The 18,256-nt window shown below is 64.3% G+C and carries 17 protein-coding genes and 1 pseudogene; 8 read left to right on the forward strand and 10 right to left on the reverse strand.

What is annotated here, in order from left to right:
* The first annotated feature begins 1 nt into the window (after nucleotide 1).
* On the forward strand, nucleotides 2-940 hold the full coding sequence (locus Q4S45_RS05525; protein WP_305509898.1) for a YihY/virulence factor BrkB family protein: 939 nt from the start codon (nucleotides 2-4) through the stop codon (nucleotides 938-940).
* A 271-nt stretch (nucleotides 941-1,211) separates the two neighbouring features.
* Here Q4S45_RS05525 and Q4S45_RS05530 read toward each other — a convergent pair.
* The 3 genes and pseudogenes from Q4S45_RS05530 to Q4S45_RS05540 form a co-directional block, all read right to left on the reverse strand.
* Nucleotides 1,212-1,438 (reverse strand): annotated as a pseudogene (locus Q4S45_RS05530) (GDCCVxC domain-containing (seleno)protein).
* A gap of 359 nt (nucleotides 1,439-1,797) precedes the next feature.
* Nucleotides 1,798-2,559, reverse strand: a complete 762-nt coding sequence (locus Q4S45_RS05535) for an ABC transporter permease (protein ID WP_305509900.1) — start codon at nucleotides 2,557-2,559, stop codon at nucleotides 1,798-1,800.
* Nucleotides 2,556-3,482 carry an ABC transporter ATP-binding protein gene (locus Q4S45_RS05540; protein WP_305509901.1) on the reverse strand — a complete coding sequence of 309 codons (927 nt, stop codon included), beginning with the start codon at nucleotides 3,480-3,482 and terminating at the stop codon, nucleotides 2,556-2,558. Before Q4S45_RS05540 ends, Q4S45_RS05535 begins: the two co-directional genes overlap by 4 nt.
* Before the next feature lie 196 nt (nucleotides 3,483-3,678).
* Here Q4S45_RS05540 and Q4S45_RS05545 point away from each other — a divergent pair, with 196 nt between their 5' ends.
* Both Q4S45_RS05545 and Q4S45_RS05550 read left to right on the forward strand, forming a co-directional pair.
* Nucleotides 3,679-4,533: a hypothetical protein gene (locus Q4S45_RS05545; RefSeq protein ID WP_305509902.1), complete on the forward strand. Its 855-nt coding sequence runs from the start codon at nucleotides 3,679-3,681 to the stop codon at nucleotides 4,531-4,533.
* A 46-nt stretch (nucleotides 4,534-4,579) separates the two neighbouring features.
* On the forward strand, nucleotides 4,580-5,572 hold the full coding sequence (locus Q4S45_RS05550; RefSeq protein ID WP_305509904.1) for a PEP-CTERM sorting domain-containing protein: 993 nt from the start codon (nucleotides 4,580-4,582) through the stop codon (nucleotides 5,570-5,572).
* 102 nt (nucleotides 5,573-5,674) lie between these two features.
* Here Q4S45_RS05550 and leuA read toward each other — a convergent pair whose 3' ends face one another.
* Nucleotides 5,675-7,354 (reverse strand): 2-isopropylmalate synthase, encoded by a 1,680-nt coding sequence (gene leuA / locus Q4S45_RS05555; RefSeq protein ID WP_305509911.1) that lies wholly within the window; start codon nucleotides 7,352-7,354, stop codon nucleotides 5,675-5,677.
* A gap of 400 nt (nucleotides 7,355-7,754) precedes the next feature.
* Nucleotides 7,755-8,483: a hypothetical protein gene (locus Q4S45_RS05560; RefSeq protein ID WP_305509913.1), complete on the reverse strand. Its 729-nt coding sequence runs from the start codon at nucleotides 8,481-8,483 to the stop codon at nucleotides 7,755-7,757.
* A 147-nt stretch (nucleotides 8,484-8,630) separates the two neighbouring features.
* Here Q4S45_RS05560 and ybaL point away from each other — a divergent pair, with 147 nt between their 5' ends.
* Nucleotides 8,631-10,328 (forward strand): YbaL family putative K(+) efflux transporter, encoded by a 1,698-nt coding sequence (gene ybaL, locus Q4S45_RS05565; protein WP_305509915.1) that lies wholly within the window; start codon nucleotides 8,631-8,633, stop codon nucleotides 10,326-10,328.
* Between the two features lie 100 nt (nucleotides 10,329-10,428).
* Here the strand turns inward: ybaL and trpS are convergent, their stop codons facing one another.
* The 3 genes from trpS to senB form a co-directional block, all read right to left on the reverse strand.
* The gene (gene trpS, locus Q4S45_RS05570; RefSeq protein ID WP_305509917.1) at nucleotides 10,429-11,436 is read right to left on the reverse strand and encodes a tryptophan--tRNA ligase; all 1,008 of its coding nucleotides are present in this window, start codon (nucleotides 11,434-11,436) and stop codon (nucleotides 10,429-10,431) included.
* A 204-nt stretch (nucleotides 11,437-11,640) separates the two neighbouring features.
* A complete protein-coding gene (gene selD / locus Q4S45_RS05575) occupies nucleotides 11,641-12,693 on the reverse strand; it encodes a selenide, water dikinase SelD (RefSeq protein ID WP_305509919.1) in 1,053 nt (350 codons plus the stop codon).
* A gap of 16 nt (nucleotides 12,694-12,709) precedes the next feature.
* Complete coding sequence (gene senB / locus Q4S45_RS05580) at nucleotides 12,710-13,684, reverse strand: selenoneine biosynthesis selenosugar synthase SenB (RefSeq protein WP_305509921.1); 975 nt, start codon at nucleotides 13,682-13,684, stop codon at nucleotides 12,710-12,712.
* An 89-nt stretch (nucleotides 13,685-13,773) separates the two neighbouring features.
* Here senB and senA point away from each other — a divergent pair, with 89 nt between their 5' ends.
* On the forward strand, nucleotides 13,774-14,970 hold the full coding sequence (gene senA / locus Q4S45_RS05585) for a selenoneine synthase SenA (RefSeq protein ID WP_305509923.1): 1,197 nt from the start codon (nucleotides 13,774-13,776) through the stop codon (nucleotides 14,968-14,970).
* A gap of 81 nt (nucleotides 14,971-15,051) precedes the next feature.
* Nucleotides 15,052-15,198, forward strand: a complete 147-nt coding sequence (locus Q4S45_RS05590; RefSeq protein WP_305509925.1) for a hypothetical protein — start codon at nucleotides 15,052-15,054, stop codon at nucleotides 15,196-15,198.
* Here the strand turns inward: Q4S45_RS05590 and Q4S45_RS05595 are convergent.
* A complete protein-coding gene (locus tag Q4S45_RS05595) occupies nucleotides 15,195-16,325 on the reverse strand; it encodes an SLC13 family permease (RefSeq protein ID WP_305509927.1) in 1,131 nt (376 codons plus the stop codon). The genes Q4S45_RS05590 and Q4S45_RS05595 overlap by 4 nt on opposite strands.
* Nucleotides 16,326-16,510: 185 nt before the next feature.
* On the opposite strand from Q4S45_RS05595, the gene Q4S45_RS05600 reads away from it, so the two are divergent.
* Both Q4S45_RS05600 and Q4S45_RS05605 read left to right on the forward strand, forming a co-directional pair.
* Nucleotides 16,511-16,819, forward strand: coding sequence for a hypothetical protein (locus Q4S45_RS05600; RefSeq protein ID WP_305509929.1), 309 nt, complete (start codon nucleotides 16,511-16,513; stop codon nucleotides 16,817-16,819).
* Between the two features lie 39 nt (nucleotides 16,820-16,858).
* Complete coding sequence (locus Q4S45_RS05605; RefSeq protein ID WP_305509930.1) at nucleotides 16,859-17,086, forward strand: hypothetical protein; 228 nt, start codon at nucleotides 16,859-16,861, stop codon at nucleotides 17,084-17,086.
* A 13-nt stretch (nucleotides 17,087-17,099) separates the two neighbouring features.
* Here Q4S45_RS05605 and Q4S45_RS05610 read toward each other — a convergent pair whose 3' ends face one another.
* Complete coding sequence (locus Q4S45_RS05610; protein WP_305509932.1) at nucleotides 17,100-18,212, reverse strand: TIGR03118 family protein; 1,113 nt, start codon at nucleotides 18,210-18,212, stop codon at nucleotides 17,100-17,102.
* Between the last annotated feature and the right edge of the window lie 44 nt (nucleotides 18,213-18,256).

An 18,256-nucleotide genomic window follows, 5' to 3' on the forward strand; every position in this document is an offset into this window, starting at 1 on the left:
AATGACAGTCCATCTGCCGCACATCGACCTCCACATCCTCAACCGCCGCGCCAACGCCTACATACTCGCCCATCCGCTCGCCTTTACCTTGCAGGTGCTGAAGGCGTTCCGCGCCAACCAGGGCTTGCTGCTGGCCGGCGCGGTAGCCTATTACGCCTTGCTGTCCATCGTGCCGTTCCTGATGCTGGTGGTGGTGATCCTGTCGCACTTCATCGACCAGGCCGAGCTGCTGCTCACGCTCAAGCGCTACCTCGAATGGCTGGTGCCGAGCCAGTCGAACTCGATCGCCGCCGAGGTGGCGCACTTCCTCGACAACCGCGACCTGATTACCTGGGTGCTGGGCGGGACGATGGTGTTTTTCAGTTCGCTCGCGTTCACGGTGCTGGAGAACGCGATGAGCGTGATCTTCATCCACCGGGTCGCGATCCGGCGCCGGCACTTCCTGGTGTCGGCGGTGCTTCCTTACTGCTACATCGTCGCGCTGGGCGCCGGCGTGATGCTGGTCACGCTGGTGGCCGGGTCGCTGCAGGTGATGGGGCAGGAGAGCGTGCGCCTGTTCGGCGCCACCTGGTCGCTCAAGGGAGTGTCGGGCGTGATGCTGTATCTGCTGGGGCTGAGCGGCGAGATCCTGGTGCTGACGTCGATCTACCTGGTGATGCCGGTCGGGCGGCTGTCGCTGCAGCACGCGCTGATCGGCGGCGTCACCGCGGCGCTGCTGTGGGAAGTCGCGCGCCACGTGCTGGTGTGGTACTTCACCACGCTGTCGCAGGTGAACGTGGTGTACGGCTCGATGACGACGGCGATCGTGGTGATGTTCTCGCTGGAGATCGGCGCGACCTTGCTGCTGATGGGGGCGCAGGTGATATCGGAATACGAGCGGGTGGGGCGCGATGGCGAGGGCGGGGAACCGAAGCCGATGGTGACGCGGCCGCCGGTGTAACGTGGTTCGGGTCTGACCGGCGTGGAACTCGGCGTCCCCGTCAGACCCTAATGCCGTTAAGTTAAGGTGAACATTGGAGCTGCTCGCAGAATCGGGGTCTGGTCCTGCGGACCTGACCCCATTTTTATTTCGCCACAAATTATCGAAACAAGGTTTTGCGGTACCAAAAACACCCGTGTGCTCTCGGTGCCGCCGAAGTTCTCAACATGGGGTCAGGTCCGCAGGACCAGACCCCGATGAAGCGCGCGCTGTCGATTCTTACGTAACCGCATTAAGGTCGTACCCCCGTGCCGCAGCAGCCGCGCTGAAGCTGGATCGGCGGCACTTGACGGTGCCGTAGGAGCAGAACACGCAGCAGTCGCCGGCTTTCGGCCGCAGCAGCGCCGCGCAGCCGGTGCACTCATAGTAGAACTGGCAGGCGTCGGTCGGCATGGTTTCGGATTTGCTGGCGCCGCAATGCGGGCAGGTCAAAACGGATTCGAGGATCGCATCGGCCACAGTGAGCTCCTTCTGAAATAATTTGCTGCGCCGCACAAAAACTGTGCTACACTTCGTTTTGTTGTGCTGCAGTCCGCTTGCGAACCGCACCATGATACCCCGGGCTTTGCGCCTCGATAGCGGCATGTGTAATGCTGCGATTCGTAGACAGTCGCAAAAGGACGGGTTTGTAATTCCGGATACGTTGGTCGATTTACACACCGGCGCACCACGCAGATAGCATGGGCGTTCGAGACTTGATTAAAGCATTGGTAATACATTGGAACAGAGCTCGCTTCGGCGAGCTTTTTTTTATGGGCGAACAGAAAATGGGGACTCGGCGTCCCCGTCGCTCCGCAGGACCAGACCCCGGGGCCGTATCAGGCGCGCAGCTTGTAGCCGGTCTTGAAGATCCACCAGATCGCGGCCATGCACACGGCCAGCAGGCCGACGCCCATGCCGGCGCTGAGCGCCACGCCCACGTCCGACACGCCATAAAAGCTCCAGCGGAAGCCGCTGATCAAATACACCACCGGATTGAACAGCGCCACCTTCTGCCAGAACGGCGGCAGCATGCTCATCGAGTAGAAGCTTCCGCCCAAGAACGACAGCGGCGTGATGACCAGCATCGGCACGATCTGGACCTTCTCGAAGCCGTCCGCCCAGATGCCGATGATGAAGCCGAGCAGGCTGAAGGCGATCGCCGTCAGCACCATGAACACCATCATCCAGAACGGATGCACGATCTCGAAGTCGACAAAGCAGCGCGCGGTAATTAATATCAGCACGCCGAGAATCACCGACTTGCTGGCCGCAGCGCCGACGTAGCCGAGCACGATCTCCAGCGCGGAAATCGGCGCCGACAGTATTTCGTAGATGGTGCCGGAGAACTTGGGCATGTAGATGCCGAACGAGGCGTTGGCCACGCTTTGCGTCATTAGCGACATCATGATCAGGCCAGGCACGATGAAGGCGCCGTACCGCACGCCATCGACCTGCACCATGCGCGAGCCGATCGCCGCGCCGAACACGACGAAGTACAGCGACGTCGAGATGACCGGCGACGCAATGCTCTGCATGAGGGTGCGCCAGGTGCGCGCCATTTCGAACTGGTACAGCGCGCGAATTGCGTAGATGTTCATGCGTGCGCCTCCACCAGATTCACAAAAATGTCTTCGAGCGAGCTTTGGTTCGACTGCAGGTCCTTGAAGTCGATGCCGTGCGCTTCGAGCTGGCGGAACAGTTCCGCGATGCCGGTCTGCTCGCTTTGCGCATCGAAGGTGTAGACCAGCTCATTGCCGTCGGCCGACAGCGCCAGCGCCTGGCCGGCCAGCGCCGCGGGGATCTCGGCCAGCGGGCGTTGCAGGTGCAGGGTCAGCTGCTTCTTGCCCAGCTTGTGCATCAGCGCCGCCTTGTCCTCGACCAGGATGATCTCGCCCTTGCGGATCACGCCGATGCGGTCGGCCATTTCCTCGGCTTCCTCGATGTAGTGGGTGGTCAGGATGATCGTCACTCCCTGGTCGCGCAGGCCGCGCACCATGTCCCACATGTCGCGCCGCAGGACCACATCGACGCCGGCGGTGGGCTCGTCGAGGAACAGGATCTGCGGCTCGTGCGACAGCGCCTTGGCGATCATCACGCGCCGTTTCATGCCGCCCGACAGCGTCATGATGCGCGCGTCGCGCTTGTCCCACAGCGACAGCTGGCGCAGCAGCTTTTCGATGTGCGCGGGATTGGGCGGCTTGCCGAAGATCCCGCGCGACAGGCTGACCGTGGCGCGCACGCTTTCGAATGCGTCGGTAGCCAGCTCCTGCGGCACCAGGCCGATCTTCGCGCGCGCGGCGCGGTAGTCGCGGACGACGTCGTGGCCGTCGGCGAGGATGGTGCCGCTGCTCGGATTGACGATGCCGCAGATGGTGTTGATCAGGGTGGTCTTGCCAGCGCCGTTCGGGCCGAGCAGGGCGAAGATTTCGCCGCGGCGGATCTCCAGGTCGACCGCCTTCAGCGCCTGGTGGCCCGACTCGTACACCTTCGAAAGCTGCTTCACTGAGATGATCGCTTGCATGCTGCGCCTTGCGGATTTTGGATGAGTCCGATTGTAGTGCGGAACGGGGCGATCATGTTTTTCCAGAGGAGGTAATAGCCCGAATGCATTGGGTTTATTGTCTTAATTAAATTATAGAAAACACAATAATTTATGGTTTCTTGGTCGAAATCTGTACCAGAATAATGATCCTATCCACAATTCGAAGGAGATCGACATGCCTAAGGTTGCCTTGATCACGGTGCACGGAATGGGAGTGACGCTGTCGGACTATGCCGAACCCTTGAAAGCGAGGTTAAAGCACGAACTTGGCGACCGCTACCTTGACCTGACCATTCGTCCGGTTTTTTACCAGGACCTGTTACAGGATAATGAAGCCGCGGTGTGGGACCGGGTGGAGATGACAACCAAGGTGCACTACGATGACCTGCGCAAGTTCCTGCTATTCGGCTTCGGCGACGCTGCCGGCCTGGAATCGCGCAAGGAGGACGCCGATTCGGTGTACGAGATGGCGCAGCGGGAAATTGCGCGCGCCTTGCTGGACGTCTACCAGCAATGCGGCAGCGACTGCCACGTCGTGTTCCTGTCGCAGTCGCTGGGATGCCAGGTGCTGTCGAACTATATTTACGATGGCCAGAAATTCAGGAAAGGACTGACCGTCGACGCCGGCATCTGGCGCGACATCGAGCACACGCGCAACGCGCTGGGCGGCGTGGAGACGGCGGCGCTGCCGTTCCTGCGCGCCGAGACCTGCATGGCGTGGGTGACGACCGGCTGCAACATCCCGATCTTCGCGTCGGCGCACAGGAACATCACGCCGATCGAACCGCCGAACGGTTTGCCGACCTTCAGGTGGATCAACTTCTACGATCCCGACGACGTGCTCGGCTGGCCGCTGCGGCCGCTCTCGCCGGAATACAGCGCGCTGGTCGATGACCGCCCGATCAATTCGGGCAGCGGCGCGCTTAACTGGATCATGAAGAGCTGGAATCCGATGGCGCATACGACCTATTGGACCGATGGCGACGTGGTCAAGCCATTGGCCCAACTGCTGCGCGGCTTGCTCGTGTAGTCCGCGGCTTGACAATTGTCGAGGGCGATTCCAGAATCGGGCGGCATTGCGGTCGCGAATAGCCGCCGGATTCTGGAAAAGGAAAAGCTCGATGGTCGAGGCGGGAAAAGGCAAGGGCGCGCAGTGGACGCGTGCACGACGAGTGCTGGCGTCGCTTGGCGTGGCGTGCTGCCTGGCGGCGTCGCCCGCGTTGGCCGAGAATATTCTCTTCGTCGGCAACAGCTTTACGTTCGCGGCGGGCACGCCGATCATGCAGTTCAAGTCGAACTTCGTCACCGACCTCAATCGCAATGGGACGGGCGGGGTGCCGGCCCTGTTCAAACTGTTCACCCTGCAGGCGGGGCTGGACTACGACGTCTTCCTCGAAACGCAGCCGGGGGCCGGCATCGACTGGCACCTCAAGCACAGGCTTCCTGAGCTTCGCGCGCGGCGTTGGCAGACGGTGGTCCTGCAAAGTTACAGCACGCTCGACGAGAAGCGTCCCGGCGACGGCGCGCTGCTCGCCAAATCGGTCGGGCAGATGACGGAGCTGGTGCGCAAGGCGAACCCCGATGTCAAAGTGAAGCTGGTGGCTACCTGGTCGCGGGCCGACCAGACCTACCAGGAGAGCGGACACTGGTACGGCAAGCCGATCGACGCGATGGCGAACGATGTGCGCGCCGCGTACGACAAGGCTGCGGCCGGCGCACGGGCGAGTGTCATCCCGGTTGGCGAGGCGTGGAGCAGGGCGATTAGGACTGGCTTCGCGGACGGTAATCCGTATGACGGCATCGACGCCGGCAAGGTCGACCTGTGGGGCGACGATCATTATCACGCCAGCATTCATGGATACTACCTGGAAGCGCTGACGATATTCGGCGGCGTGACCGGCGTCGATCCGCGCTCGCTGGGGGCGAAGGAATGCGCCGGCACCGAGCTGGGGATGACGGCGGAGCAGATCGGCGCGCTCGAGCAGATTGCGTTCGACCAGTTGGCAGCGTCGGGGACGGCGACGAGGCCGCGCGCCATCAAGACCGCCGACTGTGCTGGCTTGCACTAACTTCAAAATGGGGACTCGGCGCCCCCGTCGCTCCGCGGGACCAGGCCCCGGTGTCGGCAGCATCGGGGTCTGGTCCTGCGGACCTGACCCCATTGTCGTCGGCTACGCGGCCACTGCCTCCGGCACCGCAGCCAGCTGCCGATTCACCGCGCTCAGCACCGCCTTGAACGAGGCCGTGACGATATTGCTGTCTATGCCCGCGCCGAACATGGTCGGACCGTTCGCCAGCCGCAGTTCGACGTAGCACGCCGCGCGCGCATTCGCGCCCGAACCGATCGCGTGCTCGTGATAATCCATCAGCTTGATATCCAGTCCAAGCGCATTGACGAACGCGTCGATCGGCCCGTTCCCGCCGCCCTGCAGCGCCATGCTGGCCTGGCGGTGAGTGAGCGCGATGTCGATCTGCACCGGTTCGTCGCTGCTGCTGTCCTCCACCATCCGGTGCGCGCCGTACGCATACGGCGTCACCTGGTCGAAATACTCGCGGCAGAAGATGTCGTGGATTTCGCTTGCCGCGATCTCGCGGCCGCTGGCGTCGGCCACCTTCTGCACGGCGCGCGAAAACTCGATCTGCAAGCGGCGCGGCAGTTGCAGGCCGAACTCCTGCTCGAGCAAATACGCCATGCCGCCCTTGCCGGACTGGCTGTTCACGCGGATCATCGCGTCGTAGCTGCGGCCAAGATCGGCCGGGTCGATCGGCAAATACGGCACTTCCCAGATCGCGTCCGGACGCTGCTGCGCGAAGCCTTTCTTGATGGCGTCCTGGTGCGAGCCGGAGAACGCGGTGAACACCAGGTCGCCCGCGTACGGATGGCGCGGATGAACCGGCAGCTGGTTGCACTCCTCGACCACCTGGCGCACCGCGTCGATGTCGGAAAAGTCCAGGCCCGGATGCACGCCCTGCGTGTACAGGTTCATCGCCAGCGTCACCAGGTCCACGTTGCCGGTGCGCTCGCCATTGCCGAACAGGCAGCCCTCGACGCGGTCGGCGCCGGCCATCACCGCCAGTTCGGCCGAGGCGATCGCGGTGCCGCGGTCGTTGTGCGGGTGGACGCTGATGACGATCGATTCGCGCCGCGCGAGGTTGCGCGACATCCATTCGATCTGGTCGGCGTACACGTTCGGCGTGCTGCATTCGACCGTCGAGGGCAGGTTGAAGATCATCTTGCGCTCGGGCGTGGGCTGCCACACGGCACTGACGGCGTTACAAATGTCGCGCGAAAAATCGAGTTCGGTGGTGGAGAACGACTCCGGCGAATACTCGAAGCCCCATTCGGTATGCGGATGCTGCGCGACCAGGTCCTTTACCAGCTGCGTGCCGGTGACGGCGATCTGGGTGATCTCCTCGCGCGTCATGTTGAAGACGACCTTGCGGAAAACCGGCGCCACCGAGTTGTAGAGGTGGACAATGGCGCGCCTGGCGCCAACCGCCGATTCGACCGTGCGGCGGATCAGCTCGTCGCGCGACTGGGTCAGCACGATGATGGTCACGTCGTCCGGGATGCGGTCTTCGTCGATCAGCTTGCGCACGAAATCGAAGTCGGTCTGCGAGGCGGACGGAAAGCCCACTTCGATTTCCTTCAGGCCGATCTTCACCAGCATCTCGAAGAAGCGCAGTTTTTTCTCGGGGCTCATCGGCTCGATCAGCGCCTGGTTGCCGTCGCGCAGATCGGTGCTCATCCAGATCGGCGGCTTCGTGATGGTCTTGTTGGGCCAGGTGCGGTCGGCCAGGTTCACTGCGGGGAAGGGACGGTATTTGGCTGCCGGGTTCTGCATCATCATGGTGCTGCTCCTGAAAACGTAAGGGAATGGTCGCTGTGGCGGAGAGGCTGCCGGGCGGCCACGTTACGCTAGGCCAGGCAACCGGTCGGTAGCAGTAGCAGCAGGCGGGCGAGCGCGCGCGAACCGCAAGCCAGGGCTGGCTGGGTACGGACTGCGAACGTTGCGGAGTGAAGGCTAGGGCACATCTGAAACTTTCCTGGGGTTTTACAACATCGCCGGCGGGGAGCCGGGCGGCGCACTGCGAGGATTAGGCGCGTGCAGCTGGTAGCGACAGGGTCGCTAGCGGTAGGGAAAGTAGCAGGTGCAAAGTGGAAGGCATGGATTCAATGTACGTGACGCGACGCAGCATTGTCAAGCGTTGTGTTGAAAAATGGGGACAAGCTCGCAGGGCCAGTCCCCGTCAACGCGCCTGGTCGGGATACATCCGGTCGATGTCGGCGATGATTTCCTTGCCTTCTTTTTGCAGGCCCTCGTGGCGCTCGTACAGTTGGGGGAAAGTGACCATCCTCTCGGCCAGGCGCTTGCCCTTGGGCGACGTGATTGCCTTGTAGCGTGCCGTCAGGCTGTCGTCTTCGCCCAGTTTCTCTTCGGTGAACGCCTGCAGCGCACGGTGGGCGCTGTTCCAGCCATTCCACGAGAAATGTGCCCTGGGAATCGAATATTCGTAATGGCTGACGATTTTTTCGAGCAGCGCGTCGTCCTCCACGTTGATCAACTTGCCGCTGGACTTGAAGCCTTCGTAGCGCGCTAGCCGCGGCACGAGGAAGTTGTTCGCGTTCAGGAGGCCGTACGCGGCGTTGAATTTGTCGCGGTCCGGCGCCTCCCCGGGATCGCGCGAGGCCAGGTAGGCGTAGCGTTCGTCGGAGGCATGGTGAAAGGCGAGAATCCCTTCGATCTGGTCGTTGTCGCTCTCGATGTCGTGTTTCAGGCCGAGCAGGAAGCTTCTCACCTTGTCCTGCTCGTGGCGGTGCTCGGCCATGGAATGAAACCAGATGCTGACGCTGACCGCGAACACGATGATGAAGATTTCCAGCAGCATTTCGCGGGCCTTGTGCCAGATGCCGTGCTCGGCCCCCTTCAAGATGCCCCACATCTGCTTGGTGTGCTTCGCGATTTCCTGGTCTGCCATGGCGTTTGTTGAATTTTAGGAATATTGAATTATAGCCAAGGAATCTCCGGACAGGGGCACTCGGCCCCCGGTCTGCACGCCGTCGGCCATTCGCCTGTAAAATTACTTGAGCAGTCAACAATCTTTCTCTGGAGGAACACCGCGCCGATGCACCACAACCTCAGCCTCATCACCACTTTTGCCGCCGCCCTCGGATTCGGACTCTTGTTCGGCATGCTGGCCTTGCGCCTGCGGCTTCCGGCGCTGGTCGGCTATCTCGCCGCCGGCATCCTGATCGGTCCGGCCACGCCGGGCTTCGTCGCCGATGTCGCGCTGTCGGGCCAGCTGGCCGAAATCGGCGTGATGCTGCTGATGTTCGGCGTCGGCCTGCATTTTTCGATCAAGGACCTGATGGATGTGCGCAAGATCGCGCTGCCCGGCGCAATCCTGCAAATCGTCGTGGCCACGCTGATGGGCATCGGGCTGGCGCTCGGGTGGGGCTGGAGCCTGGGCGGGGGACTGGTGTTCGGCATCGCGCTGTCGGTCGCCAGCACCGTGGTGCTGCTGCGCGCGCTGGAAGACCGCGGCATCCTCGATTCGCTCAACGGCCGCATCGCCGTCGGCTGGCTGGTGGTCGAAGACCTGGTCACGGTGCTGGTGCTGGTGCTGCTGCCGGCGATCGCGGGCCCGCTGGGCGGCGTCGGCGCCGACAGCACCCGTCCGCTGTGGCAGACCCTCGCCATCACTTTCGGCCAGGTCGCCGCTTTCGTCGCTTTCATGCTGATCGTCGGGCGCAAGCTGTTCCCGTGGCTGCTGTGGCGCGTCGCCAAGACCGGCTCGCGCGAGATGTTCACGCTGTGCGTGATCGCCGCCGCCGTCGGCATCGCCTACGGCTCGTCCGAGATCTTCGGCGTGTCGTTCGCGCTGGGCGCCTTCTTCGCCGGCATGGTGCTGCGCGAATCGGAACTGAGCCACCGCGCCGCGGAAGAATCGCTGCCGCTGCGCGACGCGTTCTCGGTGCTGTTCTTCGTCTCGGTCGGCATGCTGTTCGATCCGATGGTGATCGTGCAAAGCCCGCTGAAGGTGCTCGCCGTGGTGGGCGTGATCATCTTCGGCAAGTCGCTGGCCGCGTTCGTGCTGGTGCTGCTGCTGCGCTACCCGCTCAACACCGCGCTGACGGTGTCGGCCAGCCTGGCGCAGATCGGCGAGTTCTCGTTCATCCTGGCCGGCATGGGCATGCAATTGAAGCTGATGCCGGCCGAGGGCCAGAGCCTGATCCTGGCCGGCGCCATCATCTCGATCGCGGTCAATCCGCTGCTGTTCAAGGCGGTCGAGCCGCTGCAGAAATGGATCCGCTCGAAGTCGGAACTGGCGCGCCGCATGGAGCGCAGCGAAGATCCGCTGGCGCTGCTGCCGATGTCCACCGACCACGCGAAGCTGAGCGGGCAGGTGGTGCTGGTTGGGTACGGCCGGGTGGGCAGGCGCATCGCGCGCGACTTGGCCGCGCGCGGCGTGCACTACGTCGTCGCGGAGCAGAACCGCGAGCTGGTCGAGGAGTTGCGCAAGCGGGGCGTGCCGGCTGTGGCGGGCGATGCGGGCGAGCCGGCGGTGCTCATCCAGGCGCACATCGCGCGCGCGGCGATGCTGGTGGTGGCCACGCCCGACACGTTCCGTGTGCGGGCCATGATCGAAACGGCGCGCGCGCTCAATCCGTCGGTCGGGATCGTGGTGCGCACGCACAGCGAGGGAGAAGCCGATTTGCTGCGCAGCGAACACGCAGGGAAGGTGTTCCTGGGCGAGCACGAACTGGCCGACAGCATGACCCAGTATGTGCTGTCGCACCTGAAGGCGGAAGCGCCTCATTAGCTTGTCGTACCAGCGAAGGCTGGTACCCATGCTGACTTGGCTTTACCTAAACGGCAGGCTCAGCATGGGTACCTGCCTTCGCAGGTACGACGGCTTCGGGTCAGCCGAAGTAGTTCAGGCCCAGCGCGCCCTTGACTTCGGACAGCGTCTGCGCCGCCGCTTCGCGCGCTTTCTCGGTGCCGCGGCGCAGCACGTTGAGCATCTCGCCGCGGTCCCTGGCCAGCCGCTCGCGTTCGGCGCGGATCGGCGCGATTGCTTCCTGCAGGCGCTCGTTGAGCATCTTCTTCAGCACGCCGTCGCCCAGCCCGCCGCGGCGGTAGTGCGCCTTCAGCTCGTCCACCTTCGCCGTATCCGGCTCGAACGCGTCGAGGAAGGAGAACACCACGTTGCCTTCGACCTGGCCCGGATCGTCCACGCGCAGGTGGTTCGGGTCGGTGTACATCATCTTGACCGCCTTGCTGATTTCATCCGGCGTGGCACCCAGCGCGATCGAGTTCCCCAGCGACTTGCTCATCTTGGCCTTGCCGTCGATGCCGGGCAGGCGAGTCACGGCCGACAGCACGGCCTTGCACTCGACCAGCACCTGGCGATCCACCGTGCTGTTGAATTTGCGGACCAGTTCATTGGTTTGCTCGATCATCGGCAGCTGGTCGTCGCCGACCGGCACCATGGTCGCCTTGAACGCGGTGATGTCGGCCGCCTGGCTGACCGGGTAGACCAGGAAGCCGGCCGGGATGTCGCGCTCGAAGCCGCGGTGGACGATCTCCTGCTTGATGGTCGGGTTGCGCTCCAGGCGCGCGACGGTCACGAGGTTCATCAGGTACTGGGTCAGCTCGGCCAGCTCGATCACCTGCGACTGGATGAAGATCGTCGATTTTTCCGGATCGATGCCGGCCGCGAGGTAGTCGAGCGCGACTTCGATCACGTTGTCGGTGACCTTCTGGTGCTTGCCGACGTTGTCGGTCATGGCCTGGGCGTCGGCCAGCAGCAGGAACTGCTTCGCTTCGTGCTGCAGCTGGACGCGCGCGCGCAGCGAGCCGAGGTAGTGGCCGAGGTGCAGCGGGCCGGTGGTGCGGTCGCCGGTAAGGATGATCGGTTGCGTGGACATCGAAACTCCTGTGGTTGCGATGTCGCCGGAGGGCTGCAGAAACAACAATGCCGCCTGGTCCGGCGGCATCACGTGATTAATCGTGCGTGTGAAAACGGGCCGCCAAGGTCAGGCGCGCCACCAATACGTGTTTGTGCGTGGGGTTTTCATGGATGCGAGTATAGCATGCTAAAAACGGGTGTCGTTCCTGCGCAGGAACGACGTTCAGGAAACGGTGACTTTCGGCGCGCCCGCGTGCATCTTGCCGATCACCGCGGCGTGAGCAAATCCATCTTTCGCGAACAGCGCCAGCACTTCGTCCACGCTGCCCGCATCGCACGCCACCAGCAAGCCGCCCGAGGTCTGCGGATCGGTCAGCAAGGCCTGCTGCGCCGGCGTGATGCCCGCTGCCAGCTCGACTTCCTTGCCGTACGCATCCCAGTTGCGGCCCGATGCGCCGGTGAAGAAGCCGTCGTGCGCCAGCTGCTCGACACCCGGCAGAAGCGGAATGTTCGCCATGTCCAGGTGCGCCGTCAGCTTGGCGCCGCGCGCCAGTTCCAGCAGGTGGCCCAGCAGGCCAAAGCCGGTGACGTCGGTCAGCGCGTGCACGCCTTCCATCTCGGCCAGCGCCTTGCCCGGCTTGTTCAACTTGGTGGTGTTCTCGATCATGGCCGCGTAGCCTTCTGCGCCCAGCACGTCTTTTTTCAGCGCCGCCGACAGCACGCCCACGCCGAGCGGCTTGCCCAGGATGAGGACATCGCCGTCCTTCGAGTCGGCATTGCGCTTGACCTTCGACGGGTGCACGAGGCCGAGCACGACCAGGCCGTAGATCGGCTCGACCGAGTCGATGGTGTGGCCGCCGGCGATCGGGATGCCGGCTTCGGCGCAAATCGATTCGCCGCCGCGGATCACCTGGCCGATGGTCTCGAGCGGCAGTTTGTTGACCGGCATGCCGACCAGTGCGAGCGCCATGATCGGCGTGCCGCCCATTGCGTACACGTCGGAGATGGCGTTGGTGGCGGCGATGCGGCCGAAATCGAACGGGTCGTCGACGATCGGCATGAAGAAGTCGGTGGTGGCGATCAGCGCCTGCTCGTCGTTGAGTTTATAGACCGCGGCGTCGTCGGCCGTCTCGATGCCGACCATCAGTTCCTTCGGCACCGGGAAGCCGGTCGAATTCTTGAGGATCTCGGACAGCACGCCGGGCGCAATCTTGCAGCCGCAGCCGCCGCCGTGCGAGAAGGAGGTGAGTTTGATTGGCTGGTCGCTAGTGCTCATGAGTGTTCCATTCCTGTTATTGGTGCGTATCGAGCAGATTATCCACTAAACCGAGCACCGCCGCTTGCTCCGCGGCCGGCGCAAACAAGGCGGCGCGCGCGTCGCATTGGTCGCGCAGGCGCCGGTAAAAGGCCGGATCGTCGATGCTGCGGTCGATCAGCGCGGCCAGCGCGGCGGCGTCGCCAGGCGCGAAATAGCCTTCGTAATCGTCGCCCAGCATGCCGCGGTTGCCGCTGATGTCGGAGGCCAGCACCGGCACGCCCGACGTCACCGCTTCGATGATGACGTTGGCGCCGCCTTCCATGCGCGAGGCGATCACCATCGCGTGGCTGCGCTTGAGGCGCTGGCGCGTGGCGGCGTGCGCCAGGTTGCCGAGCCAGCGGTAGCGCGGATTGGACGCCTGCGCCGCTTCGGCCGCCGCGCCCAATGCGGGATCGAGCGCGCCGCCGATGTGGATCATGCGCGCCTTCGGATTGCGCACCAGCGCGGCCGCTGCGATGAAGGTGCGTGGATCCTTTTCCTCGCGCAGGTGGCCGATCATCGAAATCGAATAGGCGCGGCGCGATGAGGGATGCGGGTAGGGCGCAAGGGCCGGCGCGGACTGGTAGATGACGCGCGCCTTGCCGCGCATGGCCGGCGGCAGCAGCGCCAGTCCGGCGTCCTGCAGCAGCACCAGCGCAGTCGCGCTCTTGAGTGATTGCTGCGCGGAGCGGTCGGTGGCGATGTCGCGATACAGGTCGGTGCCGGTCAGCACCAGCGCGGTGGGCCGGTCCGGATGCGCTTGCGCGAACGCGGCCAGTGAGGAGGCCGAGCGGCGCGCATGCAGCGCGATCAGGAGGTCGGGCGCGGGCAGGGCGGCGCTCCATTCGAGCACGATGTCGACATCGTAGCGCTCGCGCAGGAACAGGGCCCAGCGGCGCGCGGTCTGCCAGTTGCCGTTGTTTTGCTGCGCCCGGGCAGGGCTCACGATCGTCACGCGTTTCGATGCCACCGGGTTCCTTAAAGAAGATGGGGTCAGGTCCGCGGGACCAGACCCCGGCCTTTCGGCGCCCCCGCGGGAAAAATCGCTACAATCTGGTCATGAGTTCAATCAATGCGTCATTCCGGCACGCCAGGCCGCAGCAACTGGCCGAAGCGCTCCAGGCTGCGCGAAATTATACGCTGAGCCTGTTCGACTGCCTGGCCGCCGCCGGCATGGACACGCTGTCGCGCGTGCCGCACATCGCCACCATCAATCCGCCGCTGTGGGAGCTTGGCCACATCGCCTGGTTCGCCGAGTGGTTCATCCTGCGCGAGGCGATGTCCACCCATCCCGCGGCGGCGGAGCGCCATTCGCTGCTGATGCGCGGCGACGACTGGTTCGATTCGAAGACTGTGCCGCACCGCACGCGCTGGACGCTGGACCTGCCGTCGCCGGGCGGGGTGAAGACCTACTGCCACGAGGTGCTCGACCGCGTGCTCGACAAGCTCACGCGCGAAGCGGCTACCGACGCCGCGCTGTATCCGTACCGGCTGGCGCTGGCGCACGAGGACATGCACGGCGAGGCCTTGCTGTACACGATGCAGACGCTGGGCATCCCGGCGCCGGCGCATCTGACGCATGACGAGGCGGCCAGCTCGCCGTCGTCCAGCATCCGCTACCCGGGCGGGACCATCGTGCTGGGCGGCGCGCAGGAGGGCGGCTTCGTGTTCGACAACGAAAAGCCGCCAATGCAGATCTACGTGGCGCCGTTCGAGATCGATGCGGGGCTGGTGACCAACGCCCAGTACGCGGAGTTCATCGCCGACGGCGGCTACCAGGACGGCCGCTTCTGGAGCAAGGCGGGCAGCGCGTGGCTGATGCAGCAGGAGCGCTCGTCGCCGCGCTACTGGCAGCGCGACGGCGACCAGTGGCGCACGATGCGCTTCGGGCGGCTGTCGACGCTGGCGCCGTCCGAACCGGTGCGGCACGTGTCGCTGTTCGAGGCGCAGGCGTACTGCATGTGGGCCGGCCGGCGCCTGCCGACCGAAGCGGAATGGGAGTTCGCGGCCATCTCCGGGCAGCCCGGATTCCGCTGGGGCCAGCTGTGGGAGTGGACGGCGTCGCCGTTCGAGCCGCACCCGGGCTTCACTCCCGACCGCTACGGCGAATATTCCGAGCCGTGGTTCATGACCCACCAGGTGCTGCGCGGCGCCTCGTTCGCCACCCCGTCGCGCTTCGGATCGGCGCGTTTCCGCAACTTCTACCTGCCCGATCGCGACGACATGTTTGCCGGCCTCAGAACCTGTGCTTATTAATGTAGACGTTGTCCAAATTGCTCGATACAATGCCCTCGTGTCATCACTAAAACAAATAACGGTAATTCACGGGGACTATAAATGGAAACTGGTTTGATTGCGTTGATGTTGTTGATTTTGTGGGGACCGGCCGTGCTGTACGTCGGCTGGAGAGTAGTCAAGATGCTCAATGCGCCCAAGGTGCAGCAGCCGCAGCACGTGGCCGCGGACCAGGCAGGCCAGCACTAGTCCAGCCAGAACAGCAGCGCATATCCCAGCGCTGCCGCGAAGCCCAGGAACGGAACCGACCAGGCGTGGAAGCCAATCCACGCCTTGCGGTCGCCGCTCATGCGCAGCGCAATCAGGTTCGCCAGCGATCCCGCCATGAAGCCGAAGCCGCCGACACTGACGGCGTAGGCGATCACGCGCCAGTCGCGTGAATATTCCGCCAGCGCGATCGCCGCCGGTACATTGGAGACCAGCTGCGAGGCCGCGATGCCAGCCAGGTAGAGGTGCTTCGGCTGATCCAGCCCGAAGCCGTGCATCGCATCGCGCACCGGTTCCAGGCCGGCCAGCAGGCGCAGGTCGATGAACATCAATACGAATACCAGCAGCAGTCCCCAGTCGAGCTGGGCCAGCACGCGCGCGCGCAGCACGAGGAAGGTCGCCAGCACCGCCAGCACGGCCCAGCCGGCGTGGTGCATGTCGGCCGCGGCCAGGAAGGGGATGTAGAGCGCCAGCGAAACCCCGAGCAGGCGCCGGTCGATCTGACGGCGCCGGTGTTCTGCGCTTGCCGCAATGGGGCGGCTGCGGAACGCCAGCGCGGTGAGCGCGAGCAGGGCGGCCATCATTGGCAGCACCAGCGGCAGCATGTGCAGCACGAACTGCGCGAACGGTACCTGCGATTGCTGCCAGATGAAGAGGTTCTGCGGATTGCCGATCGGCGTCAGCGCGGAGCCGGCGTTCACGGCCAGCGCTTCGAACACGATCAGCCGCGTCGCCGGCAGCGCGGCGATGCGGCACACGCCCAGCGTCAGCGGGACGACCACGAACAGGGCGACATCGTTGGTGAGCACGGTCGACAACAGCGCCGACGCGGCGACCAGGGACAGTGCGGCCTTGCGCTCGCTGGCCATCGCGCCGACCAGCCGGTGTCCGAGCCAGCCGATCGCGCCGCTCATTTCCAGCCCCTTGGTCAGCGCCAGCAGGCCGGCCAGGGCGCCGATGGTGGGCCAGTCCACCAGCGCCGGGTAATCGCCAAGTGGCCGGCGCGTGGCGATCGCCAGCACGGCCAGTCCGGCAAGCAGGATCAGGAAGAAGGTGTCGCGGCGCAGCGAATCGATGAGGGTGCGCAATGGATGGGTGTGAATGGGCATGATGCCCGCGAGTATAGGTTACTTTGATCCAGGCCAAGGCTTGCGCATCGTGTAACGCTATCGTGCGAGGGTTGGGGTCTGGTCCTGCGGACCTGACCCCATGTTGGAAGTTGGCGCGAAAAAAAGCGGGACTCGGCGTCCCCGTCGCTTCGCAGGACCAGACCCCGCCGTTCAGGAGGCGCAACATGAAACACCGTATCTTGCTGGCGCTGGCGCTACTGTGCTCCGCCGCCGTCGCCCAGGACAACGTGGGCACCTTGCACAACGCCACATTGCGCGAGTGGCACCAGGCTTCGCCCGCCAACCAGTTTGCAACGATTTCGGACCTGGTCGAGCGTATCCTCAACGTCAACGACCCGATCGCGGCGGCTCCCAAGGCGCGCAATATCCAGGCCTGCATCAACAAGGTGGCGTCGAACTACCTGCTCGGCTCGCAAATGGTGGTCGACACCGCGTACGCCTGCATGGGCGAACTTGGCTACTTGCACCGTTAGGGCTAACATGGCGCATTCCACCTTCCTCATTGCACAGCCATGACCATATTCGCAGCATCCGTATTCGACGCCACCGTCATTTTCGAGGACAAGGAATTGTTCAAGGGCCAGGGCGCGGCCAGCGTCTGGGCCGAGAAGCTGGCCAGGGAAATCGAAAGCCCGGTGACGCCAGTGAAGATCGGCACCGGGTGGGCCCTGCGCGGCCAGGTCGATGGCGTGGACTGCACCTGGGGCATCCACGGCCAGCGGCTCAAGCGCATCACCTGAGCCGCGCGCCGGATCACTGCATGTCGATCCGGCCGTACAGGCCGTGCTCCTCGTCCGACGGACCGGCCGTGAAGAACAGCGTGTTCGTTGGCTGGGAATTGACGCCGTTGCCGAATGTGATCCCCCACAGGCCGTCGATCACGATCGGCGTGCCGTCCATCTTGCTTAGCGCGCCCTCGAACTTGCCGCTCGCCGGATCGTAGGCGTTGATTTTGCCGTCGCCGAAGTTCGCCACCAGCAGCTTGCCGCTGAAGGTGCCGAAATTGGACGGCGCCATCGCCATGCCCCACGGCGCATTCAGGGCGCCGTCCGATACCAGCCGCTTAATCAAAACGCCGGATGTATCGAACACGTCGATCGCGCCCAGTCCCGCGCCCTTGGTTTCATCATTGCTGCCGGCCGTCTGCTTCGCAAACGCGACGTAGATGCGGTCGCCGATGGCCTGGATGCCGAACGGGGCATAGCCAGTCGGCAGCGACGGGTCGCGGAAGCTGCCCGGCAGCGTCACCTTGGTATAGCTGGCGTTGTAGACGTCGACGGCGTTGTTGCGGAAGTCGGCGGCGTAGATGTAGTTTGCGCCGGCGTAGCTGGCGATCGCCAGGCCCTTGTACAGCGCGCCGTTGGCGCCCGTGTCCACCGCGGTGACTGCGTTGGTGCGGTTGACCGCCGGCGACCAGCCAGCGATGGTGCCGCCTTCGCCGGCGAAGATGAAGGCGCTGGCGCCAGTCACGCCGTTTTGGGTGACCTTGAAGTCCTGGCTGCCGTTGAACACGATGCCGGTCGGGGAGGCGTCGCCTGCGGCCCCCGGCGGAATCGCCACCACCAGCGTCTGCGGCACGCCGTTGCCGTCGTACAGCGTCGATTTGTTGGTGCCGTTGTCGGCAACCCAGACGAAGCCGGTCGGGTTGAAGGCGATGCCCCAGGCGTTGACCAGGTTGGCGTCGGTGTGCGGCGCGGCCGGCGTGCCGTCCGAGACGAGGTTGGTGGTGGCGAATTTGGTCGAGACGATGGGCGGCGGCATATTGTCGTGATGGCTGCCGCCGCCGCAGGAAACCACGCCCGCGGAGATTGCGGCGCCTACCAGGCCCGCTTTGAACAATGCTACTACCTTGCGTTGGGTATCCATTTCCGAGCTCCTTTGCAAACGGTGAGTGTCTGTTCATTCCCGGT

Source organism: Massilia sp. R2A-15 (genome assembly GCF_030704305.1).
In the GTDB taxonomy this organism is placed as follows: Bacteria; Pseudomonadota; Gammaproteobacteria; order Burkholderiales; family Burkholderiaceae_D; genus JAFCUW01.